A 20,687-nucleotide genomic window follows, 5' to 3' on the forward strand; every position below is an offset into this window, starting at 1 on the left:
GAGGCTCGATGTGGTGTGCGCTCATCGACGCGGGCCTTCCTGGGCACGTTGCACGGCGCGGATGGTCGCCGTCAGATTCTTGGGCACCTGTCCTCGTTTTCCTGCTGCGTAGTGGATCCGCGCCTGAATCTCCGCCCACCCACGGCCATCACCTCGGCAGCTGTGTGCCTCGGCCAAGGCTTCGGGGAGCGGCAGCCCGGGGAACACCTCAGGAAGTATGGATCGCAGCACCGACTCCCGCCATCCACCAGGAAAGCGGGGGGTCCCGTCCTCGTCGAATTCGAGGTCACTCAGTGCCGCGTGGAACATGGTCGCCCACGCCTCACCCGCGATCTGCGCGGCCACCATTCCGGCGGTCGCCTTCTCCAGCGGACCACGAGCACCGGAGAGCAGTTCGGGAAGCCCTTCGAAAGATGTATTGATCAAGACCGCCGGCAGGTCCCCGGTGGTGTCGATCAGCCAGGGCGCGTCCGCGAACCGGCGAAGCCCTTCCTCTGGACCGTCCCGGAAGTCCTTCTCCAGAATCTCCAGATCGCGTTGCCTGGTCGGTGTACGGGCGAGCAGGTCCACGACCCAGGACGTGTCCGTCCGGCCGATGACGCGCCCGTCGACTCCACCATGACTACCGACGACGCTCACGTCGAGGAGTGCGCGTGCCGCGTGCATGGAGCGGCGCACCCGGACCTCACCTCGCCAGTGGGTGTCGCCGCGACGACGTTCCAACCGACTCACCACACGGGTGTTGGTTGCGCCTTCGGTCAGCACGGCGACGCAGCTCACTCCCGACCACGGGCCCTCATCCAGTTCATCGCTGGGGAGGGACACTTCCAGGTCGAGGACGCCCTCGATCCAGTCGTCCCGCTCGATCTGATGAAGGGCGACGACCTGATCCCGTTGGGAGATCAGCGACAGTTGCAGCGGTTTCCCGTCCATGCTCGCCCCTCGAACAGTGATCTCGATCTTCCCCGCCAGGGTCGGGTACGCGTACACAGTGCTCATGCCGAAATCTCCCGTGCCTGCTGGATGTCGACGATCACACCGGCCATGGCGGCGGCCACGGGGTGGCTGCGGACAGCCGTGACACCTCCGAAACGCGCCGACCGCACGTCCGGATCTATGAGCAACCGGCCGTCGACGACCTGACAGTTCTCCTTCGGGGACAGCTCGGCCCACTCCAACGAGGGGCGCCCTCCCGACCGCACATCGAACTTGACCACTGGCAACAGTTCCCAGCGCCCGTCGCGGTGCGGGACAGACAGGGTGACGTCCAAGGTCCAGGCCCCGTCCCCGTCCACCTTCCCGACGACCCGGTCCACGAGTGGGTGCCCCAAGCCACGGCGATTGCTCGCTGCCGCAGGCGCATCGATGCGCAGCAGCTTTCGAAGGATCTCGGGGCCGGTCGAGTCCTGACCGACGGCCCGCCGACCGACCACGCCTCGCAGGGCCGCATCCATGGCTGCGTTGAACTCGGTCAACCGTCGGGGAGCGTTGGCGTAGGCGGCGGTGAGTTCTTCGGTCGTCCCCCACCTGTCGTGCTCCGGCGGCTCGGCTGCCCGTAGGAATGCCTCGGCTGCGTGCGTCGCCGAGCTGTCATCGCCTGTGGCGAAACCGGCGAGCAGGACGGCTTGGAAAGGGTCCACTCCCGCGCCCAGGCTCCGAGGACTGCGGGCCGTGACAGACATGCGGGTGCCACGCATACAGATGATGCGGCTGTGCTTCTCGTCCTTGTCCGCAGCGGGAGTGACCAGGAGGACGGCACGGTGGTCGTGCCCCTCGGCTCCGCGTCCGGCGGCCCGCAGCGGCGGGACGGCGAAGGCCACGTCCCTGGCCGCGACCTGTCCGGAGTCCGTGAGTTCCTCGACCGTGTCGCCGTCGAGGAAAGCCCGCAGCGCGTGAACCAGTGCCGGGTGCCGACCGAGTGGATCAACCCGCTGCTCCGGCACCACGAATTCGCCGTTGCGAAGAGCGCGTACCGATGCTTCGAGCATGGCCGGGGTCGTACGGCCCGAGGTCATGGCGGCCCAGAAGTTGTCGGACAGCGCCCGACCGAGAGCCGCGTGCAGATCCTCCAGGGTGTTGTTGACCCCGGCCGCGTCGTGAGCGCCGACCACGAGGAAGGAAGTCCCCGGATCATCGCTGTCCCGGTCGAGACGCAGGTCGGCGACCACTCGTTCATCGGCCCACCAGGAGCGGGACACACCTTCGCGTTCCCTCGCCGTGTCCGGCTCACCGAGCCAGGCGGGCCCTGCGTAGGCGACTCCATCGACCTCGCGCCAGGGAAGGTCCAGACGACCGACCACCCGGCGGACCGTCCGCCCCTCATACGCCTCGGACAGGGTGCTGTTGATCAATACCAGGCCGAGCCGGCTGGCCGCCCACAGTGTGGCCTTGCCCAATCCGTACGATCCACCGGCCCGGTCGTTGCTTTTGTGACTGTCCAGCTGCCGACGGACCACAGCGGCATAGCGCCCGTCCCCGTACTCGGGTCCGGTCAGACCGGAGGCGTTGTAGTCGTCAACCCGGAGGAGCAGGAGAGAGGAGTCGTCACGCAACGCCCGCAGCCCTTCGGCGAGGGCCCTGCCGACCTTGTGCCGGGACTGTGCCGCCGCCGCGTAGTGGGGCTCGAGCTGGTCCCACTTCAGCGCGGAGAGGAAGGAGTGCAGGTGTTCACCAGTCAGTTCGTGCAGGGTAAATCGCACCCGCACAGGCCGCTCCGGATCCAGTCGTTCGTCCAGGGAGTTCTGCGTGACTTCCCTGGCCAGCACAGCCAGGTTCGCGTCGAAGGCGAAAACAGCCGCATTGCCGTACTCCCGACCACCGTCCTGATGCGCGGCCCGGTGGTACCAGTCGATCGGTCGATCCGACCCGGCATCGGAGTCCCTGGTGATCAGGGTGGCAACGTCCGTCTCCAGGATCTTGGCGATCTTGGCCAGCACCTCCGCCCTCGGGCGCGCTCGACCGGTGACCCATGCCGACACGGCCGCACGTGTCAGTTTCAGCTCCTGGGCGAGTTCCGCCTGCGATATGCCGTTGCGACGTAGCTGGCGTCCGAGCCAGACGCCGAAATCCTCGATGTCCTCCACCGAACCCACTTCCCCTTGGTTCCGAGCGGTTCACCGTAGCACCCGATTTGACGTCAGCATGGCGTCAAATGTTGCTTGACGCCCATGATCCATTCGAGCGCCAGCAGGAGTCGTCTATTTTCCTTCACCTTTTGATCGACAGGCCTCCACAACATGCCCTACTGTCCTCGTAGGCAACTCCCAGCCCGGCCAGGGTTGTTGATGGGGCCGTTCACTCAAGGGCCGAGCTCTGCCCTCAGGGTCCGTTTTGCAGCGTTTTCATGCGTCATCCAGTCATGGGCACACGTCGGTGTGCTCGCCGGGAGGGGACCCACATGATCAGAGACGATGATGCCTGGATGGCGTGGTTCATCACGCAGTACGAGAGGTTGGAGGACCCCGACCTCCGTGCCGAACTCCTGGCGTGCCACGACATCCGCCCCCAGGACCTGGCTTCGGAACGACGGCGCCTTGCCCGCCTCACGCAGACCTCGCACACGGAGCAGACCACCACCCCTCCCGTCTCTCCCGTGCCCCGCGCCTCTCGGGCCACCCGCCGCCCCAACACCCCTCGGCGCGCCGGTCGTCCTCGCACCTACCACCAGGTCACCCGGACCCGGAGGATCCGCACAACCGGGCGGACGGTGACGATCACCACGACTACCGTCACCGTCACCACCGTCGTCACGGTCACCACCAACAGCTGACCCCCCTCTGATCAGCTGCGCCACCCGCTTCACCCGGGGTGCCGGCGCCATGCGCCGGCACCCCGTATCCCCCCGCGCATCCTCGGTTCGTTTTCTCTCATTCGAGACAGGTGCCTCATGACCGACCGGCAGTTCGCCGACTCCTCGCTCCCGCCCGTGATCGAGACCGTGATCCGGCAGTCCGCCACCGTCCTGAAGACCTACCAGGTCGATCCGGGGCTGATACAGGAGCACGCCAACGGCGAGCGCCGCATTACCCAAGGCGGCTACGGCGAACGCCAGTTGTACGAGCTCGTGCAGAACGCGGCGGACGAGATCGCAGCGGCACCCGGCGGCAAGCTGCACGTGGTCCTCACCGACATGCACCTCTACTGCGCGAACGTGGGCAGTCCTGTCACGCCGGAGGGAGCGGAGACGATCCTGCGGATGGGCGTGTCCCGGAAGCGCGGCGGGCAGATCGGTCGGTTCGGTGTCGGCGTCAAATCCGTGCTCTCGGTGAGCGACTCACCCCAGTTCTTCAGCGGGAGCGGCGCGTTCGGTTTCGGCTTCGACAAGGAGTGGTCCGCTGCCGAGATCGCGCAGGCACTCGGTCAGCAGGGCTATTTCGACATGGACACCCCGGTGCTCCGCATGGCCCGTCCCCTCGACGTGGAGCAGGAACGCGCCGATGACGACACCCTTGACAAGCTGTTGCGCTGGGCCACCACTGTCGTCCGCCTGCCCCTGATGGCGGGCGCCGCGGAACGCCTTGCCCGCGACATCGTCGGCCACAGGGGTCGCAACGGACGCGAGACCGACGCCTTCCCCGCCCACTTCCAGTTGTTCTCCCCCCATGTCGGCGAACTGTTCCTGCACGACCGTCGCTCGATGCCACCCGTCCGGCGGGAGATCTCGATCGACCACAAGGACAACTACCGGACGCTCAAGGAGGTGGCGAGCGGCGCCAAGCAGACGACGGAACAGTGGAAGGTGTTCTCAGCCTCCTACTCTCCTACCGGCGAGGCCGAGGAGAGCGCGGGCGAGCTTCACGGACGGCCCGTACTCGAGGTCTCCTGGGCGATGCCCGAATACACTGTGCGTAACGGCCTGTACACCGTGCCGGTCGGCAAAGGCTCCTTCTGGGCATTCTTCCCCACCAAGTACGACGTGTCGTTGACCGGCATTCTCAACGCGCCGTGGAAGACCAACGAGGACCGCCAGCACCTCCTCGACGGCAGCCCCTTCAATCGCGAACTCCTGGAGGTGGCGGCGCGACTGGTGGTCGACACCCTGCCCGCGCTCGTCCCCGCCGAAGATCCCGCCGCCTACCTGCCTCTGCTGCCGGGACGCGTCAAGGAGAAGCTCAACTGGGCCGACGAGCACTTCCTGCGCCGCGTGTGGGAATACGCCGCCGAAAGCCCTTCCCTGCCCGACCAGAACGGTGTGCTCCAGCGGCCTCGCGAGCTCTTCATCACACCCCCCGGCCTCGACAAGGAATGGGTCCAGATCTGGGCCGAGTACAGCGGCCGCCCGGCCGGCTGGCTCCACCCGTCCGTCGACGCGTCCGACACCACTGTCCGGCGCGGCAAGATGAACCACATCCTGGACCAGGCAGGGAAGACGCCTGAGAGCGTCAAGGACTGGCTCGAAGCTCTTGTCGCCGACGGCTCCGCGGAGGCCTCAACGCATGCCATCGAGATCCTCTCCCTGATGGTGCTCAAGGATCAGGCCGGACGGCAGCGCGGCGACTCCGAGATCACCGCTGCGGCCCGCCGGGCAAAGATCGTCCTTACGGAAGTCCACGGGATGGTCGCACCCGTCGCCGGTGAGATCTTCCACCGCACCTCTTCCGACACCCTCCGTGACGACATGGTCTACGTGCACCCGTCGATCTCCGAGCGTCCCGAGATGTCCAGGCACCTGCACAACATCGGCATCAGGGTCGCCGATGCTCAAGGACGGTTCGAGGGCGTCCTCGATCAGGGATTCGACAACTACGACGACCATGCGTGGGCCAACTTCTGGGTGCTGCTGCGCAGCGCCGGCGGCAGCCTGCAGATCGACCGGCTGCGTACCAAAGTGCCCAAGCCGCTGGAGACGCTGCGAGTCCGTGCCCTGGACGGACGGTACCGACCGATGCGCGACTGCCTCCTCCCGGGCCCTGTGGTGCCTGCGGACGGGAGCCGTGACAGTGCCGTCACCGTCGATATGACCTTCCACGACAGCGACAAGCCGGTCTTCCGTGACCTCGGACTGCTCGACCGCCCCGCCGGCGGATACCGCCCTCATGACGAGCCGTGGTTCCAGGATTACAAGCAGGTCGTTCACGACGCGCACCTTCGTGACCTGCCCAGCACGGCTCCCCGCCCCAGCATCACTCGGCTCGCCGTCGAAGGTGCTCCGACGCTGGGACCACTGCACCTGCTGCCTGTTCTGTCCGAGGAGGGACGCGCGGCCTTTGTATCCGCGATGCCGGCGTCCGGCATCTCGCAGCACTGGCAGATGCAGTACGGATCCACTGCCGGCACGCGCAAAGCCGTCATCTCCCCACTGCTCTGGATGATCAGGAAGCACGGGCTCGTCAGGACCTCCATGGGCCTGACCCGGGTCCCCGAAGCTGTAGGACCCCAGCTCAAGAGCTTCCGAGCCGTGCTTCCTGTCGCCGAGATCTCCGAGGAGGCGGCACAGAGGCTCAAGATGCCCACATCCGCCGACGAAGTGCCCCTCCGGCGCTGGAGCAAGTTGCTGGATCTCCTGCTCGCGAGTGACGACGACGCCTTCATCGGGCGCGCCTACGCGCTACTGCACCGGGTCGGCTTCGAGTTTCCTGAGGACCTACTCACCCGCTGCAGGGTTGGATCGTCTTGGGAGGGTCGTCCCGACAGCGAGATCGCTGTCGCAACGAACGCGGTGGAGTTCCAGGAACTGGTCCGTGAACGGCTCCCCGCCCTCCTGGTCACGGACAAGGCGGACATCGCCACGGCGAGGGAGATGATCGAGGACTGGGGGATGCTCAAGGTCTCCGACGTCATCAGTAGGGAAATCGAGCCCGTCAAGATCGGGCGGGCTACGTCTCTGTCGGAGGAGTTCCCGACGGTCAAGGCACGTCTCGGTCAAGCCGCAGGCAGCCAGAAGATCCAGCGCTGCTCCGAGCTCAACGAGGTCATGCGCACTCCGATGGGGAGCAACCGTAAGCCGCTCCAGTTCGCGAAGAAGGGACAGACTCTCTACGTACTGGACTCTCTCGACCGGCAACAGGTGCTGGAGGCCGCGGACAAGGAGTTCAAGTGGGGCTGGGGCCCGGACGGCTGCCGCCAGGCTCTCGCTCTCCAGCACAAACAGGAACACGACCAGACCCTCCTGAAGCGTCTGCGGGAGGTACGAGAAGCCGAAAGCATCATCGACAAGATCGATCTGCTGATCGGTGAGACAGCTCTGCGTGGCCAGCTTCCGCCCGGGCTCATGGAGAGCGAGATCCAGGAGCACGGCGCCGAGCCGAGTTCACGGCGTATCGCGGAGATGGCCTTCAACGCCCACGGTGAGGCGATCCTGCGCATCCACTCCCGCGACCTCGCGCTTGACTTCCCCACGCGCGCGCCCAGCTCCTTCACCGGTAGCTCGAAGGCCCTGCTCTTCGTCACCGACCTCGGGTTCCCTGACTCCTTCGCCGGTGCCCAGGTGCCCTCGCTGGAGCCCCGCCTGGAAATCGACGGTCCCTCTGAATTTCCGGCCCTGCACCCGTATCAGGAAGAGCTCGCGCAAGCGCTGCTCGGCCTGTTGAAGAACCCGATGCCGCAGCGCGGCATGCTCAGTCTGCCGACCGGAGCGGGGAAGACTCGTGTCACGGCAGAGGGTGTGATCCGCTGGATCCGCGACCGGACGAATCTGCCCGGCCCGATCCTGTGGATCGCGCAGACCGAAGAACTGTGTGAGCAGGCCGTACAGAGTTGGAAGTTCGTCTGGTCGAAGGTCGGCCCCGAACAACCGCTGGTCATCAGCCGGCTCTGGTCGTCGAACGAGGCCACTCCGGTCGCCGGGCGCCCGCACCTGGTCGTCGCCACCGACGCAAAACTGGCCATCTGCATGGAGACTGAGAACTACACCTGGCTGAGGGAAACCGCCTCGCTCGTCATCATCGACGAAGCACACACCGCGATGTCCAAGCGCTACACGGGCCTGCTGGACCAGCTCGGTCTCACGCACCACCGGACCAGTCGCCACCTGGTCGGTCTCACCGCGACCCCCTACAAGAACAACGCGGAGCTGACCCGCCTCCTGGTGCAGCGGTTCGGTAGCCGCCTCGACACGGGGGTCTTCGACGGCGATCTCTCCGTCGCGATCAAGGGTTTGCAACGCATTGGTGTCCTGGCCCAGGTGAAGCACAGGGAGTTGGCGGGTGCCGCCATCGCACTCACTGCCGACGAGCGGGCCCAGTCCGAGAAGTTCGCCACGCTACCGAAGGGTGCCGAGCAGCGGCTGGCCGAAGACCACGGACGTAACCAGCGCATCGTCGATGAGATCGCCGCCATGCCCTCCGACTGGCCGGTGCTGGTGTTCGCCACCTCCGTCGCCCACGCAAAGCTGCTCGCAGCCAAGCTGGGTGACAGGGACATCAAGGCCGCGGCCATCGACTCGAGCACGCCCACGAACGAACGCCGTAAGCAGATCGCCGACTTCCGCCAGCGCAAGATCCAGGTCCTGACGAACTACGGCGTGCTCACCCAAGGCTTCGACGCACCGGCCACCCGTGCCGTGGTCGTAGCCCGCCCGACGTACAGCCCGAACATCTACCAGCAGATGATCGGACGAGGTCTGCGTGGGCCGAAGAACGGTGGCAAGGAAAGCTGCCTGATCCTGAACGTGCGAGACAACATCACCAACTACGGTGAGGCGCTCGCCTTCACCGAGTTCGAGTACCTGTGGGACGGGAACCAGTGACCGTCGCCTCTCTCATCGAGCATCGGCTCACCCCCGCGCAGCAAGCCGTGGTGGACCAGCCCTGGGACGCCCGGGTCCTGGTCACGGCGGGAGCGGGTGCCGGCAAGACGCACACCCTCGTGCGGCGGCTCGACGTGTTGGTGGAGCGCGAGGAGCTGGAGGCCGGGGAGATTCTGGTGCTCAGCTTCTCCCGCGCCGCCGTGCGCGAGCTCACCGAGCGGATCGAGCGGCATGCCGCCGCCGCCCAGCGGATTCGTGTCCAGACCTTCGACGGCTGGGCGGCAGCCCTGCTCAACCGCGCGTACCCGGACGTGGACTGGGGGACGTACACGTACGACGGCCGCATCGAGGCCGCCACCGAGGCGATCGACAAGGGAGCGATCGAAGGTGGTGACTACACGCCGGCCCATGTCGTGATCGATGAGGTCCAGGACCTCGTCGGTGTCCGACGGGAGATGGTCGAGGCGCTGCTCGATCGTTTCCAGGAGAACAGCGGGTTCACCGTGGTGGGTGATTCGGCCCAGGCTGTGTACGGGTTCCAGGTGTCCGATCCGGATCAGCGGGCCGAAGAGACGGACCGTTTCCTGGAGTGGGTGCGTGCCACGTTCGGTGAGGACCTGGTGGAGCTCCACCTGGGCGACAACTTCCGGGCCCGTAGCGAGACGGCGCGGATGGCCCTGCCCTACGGCCCTCAGTTGCAGGGGCTGCCCCGCGATCGGGCCGCTGCCGCCGGCGAGGCGGAGCGCATCCACGGCGACCTACGTACGTTGCTCCTGTCGACGCCGAATTTCGGAAGCCTGGACAACGAGTTCGTGCTTGCGGCACTGCGCGACTACCCCGACACCACCGCGATCCTGTGTCGTGACAACGGTCAGGCGCTGGCCCTGTCCGGCACCCTGTCCACCGCTGGTGTCCGACACACGCTGCAGCGTTCGGCTCGCGAGCGCTCCGCCCCTGTCTGGATCGCGGAATTGCTCGCCTCGACCGGAACGACCGCTCTGACTCGCGAACGCTTCGAGGAACAATTGGTCGATCTGCGTATCCCGGTCGGCGCCGTGCCCGAAGCCCTGTGGCGGTCGGTGCGGAAAGTGGCGCGGGGTCGTGGTCGCGGAACCCTCGATGTCGTCGCCCTGCACCGCGCGCTCGCCGAGGGCAGGTTGCCCGACGAGCTCACGGCGGCACAGCCGTCCTCGCTCGTGATCTCGACCGTGCATCGTGCCAAGGGTCTGGAGTTCGACCGGGTCCTGGTCGTCGAACCACGTGTTCTGAAGGAGCCCGTCCCGGTCAAGAAGAAGAAGTTCGACTACGACCCTGCTGCGGAGGCCCGACTGCTGTACGTGGCCATGACACGAGCCCGGGACGATCTCTACGTCCTGGATGCCCCCAACTCATGGATGCTCCGGAAGGACAAGCGCATCGACCGCTGGTACCTGGGCGGTCGCAGCGCCTGGGCCCGTAACGGCATCGAGCTGGCCGGTTCGGACGTGTCCCACGAGCAACCTCCGGGCACGGAGGAATTCCGAGGGGACGCCGAGGAGCTCATGCGTCACCTCATGACCGATGTCGTCGCAGGTGCCGAAGCGGAGCTCGTCCTGCTGCACGGCATCCCGGTCGCCTCGGACCAGTCGCCCCCGTACGCGGTAGTGGTGGGTGGACGACAGGTCGCGGTGGTTTCCGAGCGCTTCCGGACGGATCTGCACCGAATGCTGCGCCGCACCTCACACTCAGAGATCGATCGCTGGCCACCTCTGATCACCGGTCTCAGGGTCGACTGCGTGGAGAGCGTGGCGGGCAGCCCTGCCGCCACCGAAGCCGCAGGGCTGGGGACACACGGCGTGTGGGTCGCGCCCCGGCTGTGCGGTCTGGGGCGCTTTCACTGGTACGCGAACGAATCCGAGGGGGACGCATGAGTGAATCGGCTCACCAGGCGCATTACGAGGTGCGCGATTCGCTCCTCGCTGCGTTGCGGGAGGACCTACTGGGTCCTGTGGGTGGTGTGGACGAGGTGCTCAAGGATGACGCGCCGATCACCATGTACCCGGTGGGTGTGCTCTTCCCACGCTCACGGGCAGGTCGCTCCGACAATGCGTCCGGGACCGTCCCTACCGAACCGGGCGAGCTGGAGTCCGAGCGGGACGGCCTCGACGCGGTACCGCTCGGCGTTCGGCGGGACATCGAGGAAGGCCCCGGTGACCTGGGAGTCTCGCTGGCGAACGTCAGGATGCCCTCATCCATCGGCCTGACATTCGCCGTGGACCCGACCGTGTCCGCCTGGATTCGGTTGACCGTACGCACTGCCGTCTATCTCCCCGAAGACGCCGAAGGAAAGCCGGTGGCCGCGAAGCGGACCGAAGCACGGAGCACGAAGGGCCAACGGGAACATTGGCGACGCTCCACCCTGCGGATCGAACCGGTCAATGTGGACGTCACGCAGCCCGGCCTGCTTGCGCCCTTCGCGCTTCACCCTGGGCTGGAACTACGCGTGCTGGTCCGCCCCCGGTCCTCGTCGAACGGGACGGTGACCGTGACGGCCACTGTCGTCAACAGCCTTGAGGTCGGCCAGTACGACCTTCGCGACGCACACTGCTTCTACCAGCCGGAACTGACTGTCACGGCGAAGGACGGCAGCAGCCCCGTGTTCGTGGTGCGGCCGGCAACCCTGGGCGCGGTCGACTCGGAACAGGCGCTGAGCCGGCTCCTGCACCGCCATGCGCCGAGTTTCGCCACCGGGCACGGTTGCGCGGCGCATTGGGAGTGGACACCACCTGCGGTCGGATCCATTTCGATCGATCCTCCGAGCGTCAGCGCCATACGGACCGAATTCGTCCCCTCACACGAAGTGTTGCTGACCGATTCCAATCCCGGGATCGATGACAAGCCACTGGCCATGTACCGGCTGGGAACCGACCCGCCCCATGAGGTCGTGGCGGCGCTTCGCACCCTGTTGGCAGGATACGAACGGTGGATAGAGACCCAGGAGCACCAGGCTCGTCTGCTGCGTGACACGGAAGACGGCAACACCGCAGCCGATCAGGTTCAGCTCTGCAGACACGCACTGCGCCGCATGCGCGAAGGCGTGGATCTGCTGGCGGACACCGATCGGCCGGACATTCTGCGTGCGTTCCAGCTGGCGAACCTCGCGATGGCGGACCAGAGGGCTCGCACCGTGTGGATCAAGCGCGGTAGGTCAGGCCGACCGGACGAGCAGGCCGGACGGTGGAGGCCCTTCCAGATCTCCTTCGTCCTTCTTTGCCTGGCCGGAATCGTCGATCCGACCCATGACGACCGAGAAGTCTCCGACTTGCTGTGGTTCCCCACGGGCGGCGGCAAGACCGAGGCATATCTCGGGCTGATCGCCTTCACCACCTTCCTGCGACGGTTGCGGGACGGGGAGGCCGGGGCAGGCGTCACCGTGCTCATGCGATACACGCTCCGCCTTCTCACTCTCCAGCAGTTCGAACGTGCCGCAGCGCTGATCTGCGCCATGGACCGGCTACGGGCCGCCGACCCTGCGGCGCTCGGGTACGAGGAGATCTCCATCGGTATGTGGGTGGGCCGTTCGGCGACCCCCAACACCCTGGCGGCCGCCGAGGGGAAACTGGCCGACCTCATGCGTAATGAGAACCTCCAGTTGCAGACCGAGAACCCGGTTCAGCTACGCAACTGCCCATGGTGCGGCGAACCGTTGCGCCCCCGGGACTACGCGGTCGACACAGCCGCCGAACGCATGACGGTCACATGTCCGTCCAACGCGTGCGACTTCCACCGCGGACTCCCCGTGCACCTCGTCGACGAGGCCGTCTACGCCCATCGTCCGACCTTGGTCATCGCCACTGTCGACAAGTTCGCCTCGATGCCTTGGCGGCCCGCATCGGCGGCTCTGTTCAACCGGGATGTGGACGGGGTGCGGCCGCCCGAACTCATCGTCCAGGACGAACTCCATCTCATCTCGGGCCCGCTCGGCACCCTCACCGGCCTGTACGAGACAGCCGTGGATGCCCTGGCGGAACGCCCCAAGGTCATCGCCTCGACCGCGACGATCCGTCGCGCCGATGAGCAGGGCACCCGGCTGTTCGACCGTTCAGTTGAGCAGTTCCCTCCCGGCGGCCTCGATGCACGGGACTCCTGGTTCGCCGTTGAGACACCACGCGAGCGCAAGGCTGCCCGCTGCTACGTCGGCCTGCTGACCTCGAGTACCAGTCAGGCCACCTTGCTGATCCGGGTCTACGCGGCACTGCTCCATAGAGCGCACACTCAGGAGGCCCCGCCTGAGGTGAAGGATGCCTACTGGACCCTGGTCGGTTACTTCAACAGCTTGCGACTGCTTTCGGCCGCGGAGCTCCAGGTCCTCGACGACGTCCAGGACCGACTGGGCCACCTCGCAGTGCGAGACGGGCTCAAAGCCCGCCGCGCAGAGGCTCTTACGGAACTGAGCAGCCGGGCCAACGCCAGTGACATCTCCAGGCGACTCAAGGATGTGGAGCGCCGGCACCCGAGTCCGGATGCGCTGGACGTACTGCTCGCCACCAACATGATCTCTGTGGGTGTCGACGTCGACCGGCTCGGGCTGATGGCCGTAATGGGGCAACCGCAGACCACTGCCGAGTACATCCAGGCGACGAGCCGTGTCGGCCGACAACATCCCGGTCTTGTCGCTGTCATGCTCAACTCCACGCGTTCGCGTGACCGTTCGCACTACGAAGACTTCCAGAGCTTCCACTCGGCCTTGTACCGCGAGGTGGAGTCCACGAGTGTCACCCCGTTCTCTGCACGGGCCCGTGACCGAGGACTGCACTCCGTGGTGGTGGCTCTGGCCCGGTTGATGCTGCCTGCCGCACGGTCGAACGAAGCGGCAGCACGCGTCGAGGACTTCCATACCGATCTCCGCGAGCAGGTCGACAAAGCCTTGCTCGACCGGGTCTCAGCGGTGGAGCCGGACGAGTACGAAGCCACTACGGCAGCGTTCGAAGAGTTCATCAAATGGTGGCGGGACGAGGCGCTGGCCAGCCCGAACCTCGTGTACGAGGCTCCACGCGGCTCCCGTGCGCCCGCCCTGCTCGCCAACTACGACGACGAGTCGGCAGACGTGTCGCCGTGGAAGACATTGTGGAGTCTGCGCGACGTAGACGCCTCGTCCACCTTCTTCGAGGAGCGCTGATCCATGGGTCCCGTCCCGCCCCGCACACGTCGCCGCGGCCTCCCGTCCGCTCCGGCGCGTACCGCCCGCAAGCTCGGTGAGATCCGGCGCGCCCAGCTCATCACGACGTACGGCGTCGGAGCCATGATCGCGGTGGAGAACGAGTCCTTCCTCATCCGTGGCATCGAATCATGGGACATCTCCGAGGCGCCCTTCATCTCTGAGCCCCGGTTGGCCCGACAACTGGGTGTCTCCGGGTTCCGGATGCCGCCGGCACCCGACCCCGACTCGGCACGGGACGGCGTACGAGCGGTGCGCTTCCCTGAGATGTACTCATGCCCTCATTGCCACCAGTTGCAGCCTTTCCGCAAGTTCAACTCGCGTGCCGGGCGCGCCGAATGCTCGACCTGCCAGGAGAGTCTGGTCCCGTCCCGCTTCGTGATCGCTTGCACGCACGGACACCTGGAGGACTTCCCGTACTGGAAATGGGTCCACCGGGGTAACCGCACGGGTTCCGGGGCCTGCGGGGGCCAACTGACGTTCCAGTCCGACGGCTCGACCGCCTCTCTCCGTGCTGTGCTGATCGGCTGCAGTTGCGGGGTGGAGAGGGTGTCCATGGAGGGGTCATTCCGCCGCCAGGCCCTCCGGGACCTCGGCATCCGGTGCGGTGGTCGTCGTCCTTGGCTCAAGGACGCTCCGGCGGAGACCTGCCAGGAACCGCCACGCACACTCCAGCGAGGTTCTTCCTCGGTCTGGTTCCCGGTCATGCACTCCGCGCTGTCCATCCCGCCGTGGAGTCAGGGCGTCGCCAAACTCGTCGCGCCCTTCTACGACGCGCTCAAGGACGAGGACCCCGCCTCCATCAAGTCCTATGTGCGCATCGTGAAGCTGCTGCGTCACCACCCGCACTACACCGAGGACGATGTGGTCGCCGAGGTCGCACGGAGGCGTGCGGCGGATACCGCCGCTACGGAGCCGGTCGATGACACGGAGGCCGCGAAGCGGGCTGTCGACTACCGGCGGGAACTCTACGAGGGTGAGTACCGAAGCCTGCGCAAACCGCACCCTGAGATCGCCGCGGAGGAACAGGAGTTCGTCTGCGAACCCCCGAGCAGCTCGATCGACACCCTGCGCTCGTCCCATGGGCTGGCCCAGGTGATGCTGGTCAAGCGGCTGCGTGAGGTCCGGGCACTGCAGTCGTTCCGGCGCGTGGAGGAGCCGAGCCCGGCGGACTCACCCATGCGCGAGGCCGCCATCTCGTCGGAGAAGCCACGTTGGCTTCCTGCCTTCGAAGTGAGCGGCGAGGGGGTGTTCGTGCGTCTTGACCAGGATCGGCTTCGGGTTTGGGAGGAGCAACCGGCGCAGGTCCACCGAGCCGCTCGGATACGCCAGAATCACGAGAAGCTGTTGTCAGCGCGTGCGGGCGACTCGGAAAGGCCCGTTCCCCCCTCGCCCGCCACCCCCCGCTTCCTCCTTCTGCACGCCCTGGCCCACGTACTGATCAACGAGTGGAGCCTGGACGGGGGCTACCCGGCAGCCTCCCTGCGCGAGCGGCTCTACAGCGACGAAGACATGGCGGGAGTGCTGATCTACACAGCCACCAGCGACTCTGCGGGGAGTCTCGGCGGCGTCGTCGCGCAGGGTGAGCCGGACCGCCTCGCAACCTCCCTCCGAACTGCCCTGCTCAGAGCGAGCTGGTGCTCGAACGACCCTCTGTGCATGGAGTCCGAGGCGAGCGGTGCGGACAGCCTGAATATGGCCGCCTGCCACGCCTGCCTTCTTCTCCCCGAAACCAGCTGCGAGAACAACAACATCCTGCTCGATCGGGCAGCACTGGTCGGGACTCCGGAGGACCCCTCCATGGGGTTCTTCAGCAAGGCGTTGCGGACCTGACCGCACAGCTGCGGTCGTCCGGTCTCCCGCGGTGCGGCATCTACATACGCCCCGCCCCGCCGCCGAGAACGAGGAAACTGCCGACAGCCGATGCATGCGCCCCGGCGCGACCGTCCGGCCACGGCCACCCGTGCCGGCCGAGGCGGAGGAGGCGGCGATCGATCTGGTCGCCACCTCCTCCCATGGCTCCGGGCGCAGGGCCCCGACCCGGACGGTGCGCTGGACCGCGCTCTCCGTGGCGGCGTACTGATGGGCCCGGTTGAGGCTGCGCTACGGCCATCGCCCTTGCCCTCAACCGCCTCAGTGCAAGCCGCCGCAACGACAACGCCCTGCCCTCACAGTTCCACCGGGTGAGGCCCCCGGGACTGGGAAGTTACGGACAGAAATTCGGGCGATATGTCCGATGCGGGTGTCCGCGACTTCCCAGTGACGGGCGCCGGCGACTGCCCTGCGTGCCGCGACGGCGCTGCCACCGTCTGCGTGAGTGACCCGGTCGGCCCTCGGGGTGTGCGCGCCGGAGAGGATCGCTACCGTCTGCCGGATGAGGAGCATGATTCCGCGCGGCAGTTGGCTCGACGACGACATCTTCCGCGAGCTGGTGAAGGAGATCGCCCCGCTGCGGCTGGGCGGATGGAGCCTGCTGGAATTCGAGCGCGCCACGTCGGCGCTGGGCTGGGAGCTCCGCGAGCCGCGCGAGGTCGCCGGCCAGGTCTGGCGCCGCTTCCTCCCCCGGAAGGGCCCTTGGGGCGGATACGGCACCGTGATCGCCGACGCGTCGGAACCTGAGCAGATACGCAAGCTGCGCGTACCCGTCGTCGACCTGCCCCCGGAGGATGCCCCCACCGCCGCGGACCTGGTACGTGCCGCCTGGTGGATCGCGGAGGAGGAACTCGGTCCGGCGACGATGTGGGGAGGCCGCGTCGGGCCGTGGATGCTGTGGCAGCGCCCTGACAGCAGCCTCGTCGTGCACTCGGACCGCAGGGGGCAGGTGAACCTCGAACTCGTGCATACCGACGCCGACCCCGACGCCGGCGCAACCATCGCCGCGACCGCCACCGCGACCGCCGCCGCCACCGCCGCGCCGGAGGTCTCCCGCGGCGCCTGGCGGGCCGCCGACCCGGCCCACCTGCCCCCTGTCCTTGCCGCGCCGGCCGGGCCCAGCACCCGTTGGGACGAGGTACAGGAGCGCTTGTACCAGGCGTTGAGCGCCCTCACCCACGACACCCCGTTCTTCCCCGGGAGGTTCATCCTGCACCTGGGGTCGGCCCATGACCTCCACCGGTTCGTCCAGTGCTGGAGCCACGGCGCGGAGCTCGTCATCGAGGCCACCGGCTACCTGCACCGTCCGGAACTGGCTGATCCCGCCCGCCTCGCAGAGCGCGGTTGGGATCTGTCCCACTCGCTCTGGCAGCGCCGCTTCCCCCGTGCCAGGGAGGAGAGGGCTTGCTCCACGACAGCCGCCCGCATGCTCGTCGAGGAAATGCAGAACCTGGGCATCGGCCCGGCCGACATCGTCTACAGCGGAACCATGTCCGGTCGCGGGCTCGGCTTCCACCTCGACCTGCCCGGACTGGGCCTTCGGCGCAGCCAGTCTTGATGCGGGCCGAGCCGTGGAGCGGGCCGGGGCGAGCAGTGGGCTTCGGGACCCGCCCGGCGCTCGGATCCCGCAGCCCACTGCCCGGATCCCGCCACCCGGCGCTCGGATCCCGCAGCCCGGGTCCCGGAACCCGAGCTCCGGGATGGGTCCGTTCACTCCTTCGTGGGGTGCGAAACGGGCACCGCGCCCGGCGCTTGAGCTTCGGGATTCGAGGGGCTGGATTCGGGGGCCGGGATTCGAGTGGTGTCTGTCTCCGGTAGGGAAAAGAAGGGGGGTAAGGAAACCCTCCCGACCTCCCTGACCCGCCACGGCCAGCAAGTATGACTAATCGTGACCGGCTTGCGGCGCGGAGTCGCGACTGCTTACGGTGCCCACAACTGAACGACCCCGACGCGGTGTAGGAAGCACCAGGCCGGGGTCTCACCCCAAGATCGATACCCTAGAAAGACGATCTCGTGGCTACCCAGCACCCTAGCTCCGCCCTGCGCGCACCCGCATCCTCACGCCCGTACCGGCAAGCCCCGCACGGCTACGGCAAGCGGACCGCTCCCGGACAACGCCCGTCCGGCGCTGCGGACTTCGCCTTCCTCCCGGCGCGTGAGCGGTACATCGCCGGTTACGTCGACCGCCTCCCCGACGGCGCCGCCATGGACATCAAGTCCCTCGCCAAGGACCTTCCGCTGTACGGACAGATGGCGATCGGCAGCGCCTTGCGAGCCCTGGGCGTGGCCGGGCACCTCCGTCACGTACGGTGCCGCGTCGAGCGCCTCGGTCAGAGCCGCTGGGTCACCCTCACCTACTGGTCCCGCACCGCTCATGACAACGAGTGGTGGGCCACCCACCTCTCGGATGAGGGCGGCAGCCAGGCCGTGGGCGCCGAGGCAACTTCTCCGCCGCCGCCCCGGGTCGTCCCCGCCGCGCTTCCCGCCCCGCCGGTCGACGCGGCTGCCGACGCGATTGCCGTCGCGGCCACCGACGCGCAGTCACCTGCCCCGGACTCGGCATCGGAATCGGACCCGAACCGGGAACCGGCACCGGCACCCGCCCCGGCAAGGGCTTCGGCCGCCCCCGCCTCGCCCGCCTACCTCGTCCTCGCCCGGCTCGGGCAGCGCGAACCCCGGCTCGGGCTCTCCGCTGCCGACTGCCGGGTCCTGGAGGATCTGGCCGCCCGGTGGTTCGCACGTGGCGTGACTGCCGACCACCTCGTCCACGCCCTCACCGCCGGCCTCCCCGAGACGGTCGACTCCCCCGTCGGGTTCGTACGCCGCCGCCTCCTCGACAAGCTCCCGCCGGACCTTCCCTCCACCCCGGAACCCCCCGTCACCGCCGCCCGCCGCCTGCTGGTCGAATGCACCGAATGCGGGGCCCCCGGGTCCCCCGAAGCGATCCTCGACGGGCTCTGCCGCACCTGCCGGCCAGTCCCTCGGGACCACGCCCCGGCGATCTCAACGGCGCCCGCCGAGCGCGATGTCCACGCGCTGGTGGGCAGTCTTCGCGACATGCTCCGCGCTCCATAGCCGACCCGCGTCGGGCCCGGCCGGAAACGCATCCCGGGACGGCGCCGGCAGTCCCGGGACGGCGCTAGCCTGGCGGCCAGGGGGTGGAGTTGTGGACGACCTGGAGATCTTCGCGTCGGCATTGCGCGGCGACGACGTACGGCTGAGGGACTTCGCCGGGGCTTACGGCCTGGTGTGTACGGCCGTCGAGCTGTCCAGCGTGTTCGTGATCAGGCCCGCCGACGACGGTGGGCAACGCGGGGCGCTCGCCGTCGTCGGCGCGAGCGGTGGAGGTGGCGTCAGCGCGGTGCGGCTCCCCCGGTCCTTCCCGGTGCGCCGGGTCGAGTACGAGGGCGACCGCTTCGTTCTTACGAGCGTCGACGGACGGGAAGTGCGCGGCACCCCCGAACAGTTCAGTGCCTGGCCCAAGATGATCACGGCCGAGCACAACTCCTCGTACGAGCGACAGCTGGAAGAAGCGTTCCTGGCAACACATCTCCTTCCCGACGGCCGTCGCGGTACCGCCTGCGCCGAACGTCCGTGCACCGGGCGGGAATGGAGTGCTCTCCGCGCCGACGAGATGGTCCGCCGACAATCCGTGATCGTGGCGGCCGACGGACTGGACCTGTCCGTGAGTTTCGACTGCGCCGGGCCGGAGATGACGGCCGAACTGCTGCCCCACGCACGCGAGGTCGTCGCCGACTTCGGCGCCGTCCGCCGTGCAGGTGCGGAGTTCCTGTGGGGCTGGGGCGCGAACGGTGACGAGTCCGAGGAGGACCGCGCCGAGTTCCTGGCCGCCGTGGCGCCCACCGATCTGGTCGTCTTCCGCTCCGGAGACTTCGAGGTCCACTTCGGCGACGCGAGCGGACGATTCTTCCCCGACGGCTACTGGGGCGCCGTCCAGTACCGGCGCGACATGTCCCCCGCGTCCGGGGCGATGGAAGCGTGACCACCACCCACACGTGACCGGCACGTTCGCGTGACCGGCGCCGGTGAGGCGGATCCAGGGCCGCAGACGGTCCGGTCCGGGCCCTCCGGGGGCGTACGCCGCCGCGCACCGCTGGAACCAGCGCGCCCGCTCCCGCCGTCCTCACGCCCGAACCTCCGTGCGAGTCACCCCGAGTGCCGTGCGGGCCACGTCACGCACCCGAGGAGAAGCATGATCACCCACGGCAGCACACGACCACGGATCAGCGGCACGGGAAGCACCGGGGAGTCGTCGCGGCTCCGCGCCCGTACGGTCCTGTCGGCCGGCTCGCGCACGGCGGTGCTCCTCGCGCTCGTCCTGGCGGCGGCGACCGCCTGCGGCCCGACCTCCTCGTCCGGCGGCAGCAAGCAGGCCAAGGAGTGGAAGGCCGGCGACTGTGCCGGGCCGGACACCAGCAAGTCCGAGGACGGTTTCCAGGCCCTCGACTGCGACGACCCCAAGGCGACGCTCAAGGCACTGGAGGTGCAGGACGGCGCCGTATTCGCCCAGTCCGTCCAGTGCCCGGCCGGGACGGACGAGATCATCTCGGTGAAGGTCTCCTTCGGCGGCGACGCCTCCACCGGCGGCATTCCCAGCAAGACCGTCTGCGGGCGCAACCTGTCCGGTGAGCATCCCGGTGACGCAGGCGCGGGGGGCGGCCAACTGGTGGTCGGCGACTGCGTGGACGACCGGGCGAAGGAGATCGCCTGCGCCGGTGCGAGCGGCGCCGTGAACAAGGTCCTCGCCCTGACCAAGACGGCCGAGGAATGCCCGGCTGCGGCGAACAGCCCCATCGATCTGTTCCCGAGCCCGGGCCGGCCGTACGACACGATCTGCGCCTCCGCCGCCTGAAGGGCCCCCGGCCCGGGCGGCCGACCCGTGTGCACCCCCGGGGCGGCAGCCCGTGACCC

The 20,687-nt window shown here is 67.9% G+C and carries 12 protein-coding genes; 10 read left to right on the forward strand and 2 right to left on the reverse strand.

The features are described 5' to 3' along the window. Positions 1 to 21: 21 nt before the first annotated feature. On the reverse strand, positions 22 to 999 hold the full coding sequence (locus OG927_RS12075; RefSeq protein ID WP_209470444.1) for a hypothetical protein: 978 nt from the start codon (positions 997 to 999) through the stop codon (positions 22 to 24). Then, the gene (locus tag OG927_RS12080) at positions 996 to 3,083 is read right to left on the reverse strand and encodes a helix-turn-helix domain-containing protein (RefSeq protein WP_372450638.1); all 2,088 of its coding nucleotides are present in this window, start codon (positions 3,081 to 3,083) and stop codon (positions 996 to 998) included. The genes OG927_RS12075 and OG927_RS12080 overlap by 4 nt, the downstream gene beginning before the upstream one ends. Positions 3,084 to 3,397: 314 nt before the next feature. On the opposite strand from OG927_RS12080, the gene OG927_RS12085 reads away from it, so the two are divergent. From OG927_RS12085 to OG927_RS12130, 10 genes are all read left to right on the forward strand, one after another. Continuing rightward, complete coding sequence (locus OG927_RS12085) at positions 3,398 to 3,769, forward strand: hypothetical protein (protein ID WP_209470442.1); 372 nt, start codon at positions 3,398 to 3,400, stop codon at positions 3,767 to 3,769. A 117-nt stretch (positions 3,770 to 3,886) separates the two neighbouring features. Beyond that, positions 3,887 to 8,686: a DEAD/DEAH box helicase gene (locus tag OG927_RS12090; RefSeq protein WP_330320138.1), complete on the forward strand. Its 4,800-nt coding sequence runs from the start codon at positions 3,887 to 3,889 to the stop codon at positions 8,684 to 8,686. After that, on the forward strand, positions 8,683 to 10,596 hold the full coding sequence (locus tag OG927_RS12095; RefSeq protein WP_209470440.1) for a UvrD-helicase domain-containing protein: 1,914 nt from the start codon (positions 8,683 to 8,685) through the stop codon (positions 10,594 to 10,596). Before OG927_RS12090 ends, OG927_RS12095 begins: the two co-directional genes overlap by 4 nt. Then, on the forward strand, positions 10,593 to 13,844 hold the full coding sequence (locus tag OG927_RS12100; protein ID WP_330320139.1) for a helicase-related protein: 3,252 nt from the start codon (positions 10,593 to 10,595) through the stop codon (positions 13,842 to 13,844). The genes OG927_RS12095 and OG927_RS12100 overlap by 4 nt, the downstream gene beginning before the upstream one ends. 3 nt (positions 13,845 to 13,847) lie before the next feature. After that, entirely contained in the window at positions 13,848 to 15,716 is a 1,869-nt protein-coding gene (gene drmB, locus OG927_RS12105; protein WP_209470438.1) for a DUF1998 domain-containing protein, read from the forward strand. A gap of 94 nt (positions 15,717 to 15,810) precedes the next feature. Further along, positions 15,811 to 15,966, forward strand: coding sequence for a hypothetical protein (locus tag OG927_RS12110; protein ID WP_330320140.1), 156 nt, complete (start codon positions 15,811 to 15,813; stop codon positions 15,964 to 15,966). Positions 15,967 to 16,257: 291 nt separating this feature from the next. Further along, the gene (locus OG927_RS12115; RefSeq protein ID WP_330320141.1) at positions 16,258 to 17,313 is read left to right on the forward strand and encodes a hypothetical protein; all 1,056 of its coding nucleotides are present in this window, start codon (positions 16,258 to 16,260) and stop codon (positions 17,311 to 17,313) included. Between the two features lie 455 nt (positions 17,314 to 17,768). After that, positions 17,769 to 18,830, forward strand: a complete 1,062-nt coding sequence (locus OG927_RS12120) for a MarR family transcriptional regulator (protein ID WP_330320142.1) — start codon at positions 17,769 to 17,771, stop codon at positions 18,828 to 18,830. A gap of 91 nt (positions 18,831 to 18,921) precedes the next feature. Then, complete coding sequence (locus OG927_RS12125; RefSeq protein ID WP_330320143.1) at positions 18,922 to 19,758, forward strand: hypothetical protein; 837 nt, start codon at positions 18,922 to 18,924, stop codon at positions 19,756 to 19,758. A gap of 210 nt (positions 19,759 to 19,968) precedes the next feature. Continuing rightward, positions 19,969 to 20,628 (forward strand): hypothetical protein, encoded by a 660-nt coding sequence (locus OG927_RS12130; protein WP_241191876.1) that lies wholly within the window; start codon positions 19,969 to 19,971, stop codon positions 20,626 to 20,628. The last annotated feature ends 59 nt before the right edge of the window (positions 20,629 to 20,687 follow it).

The sequence above is a fragment of the Streptomyces clavifer genome (genome assembly GCF_036345975.1).
Classification (GTDB): domain Bacteria; phylum Actinomycetota; class Actinomycetes; order Streptomycetales; family Streptomycetaceae; genus Streptomyces; species Streptomyces clavifer.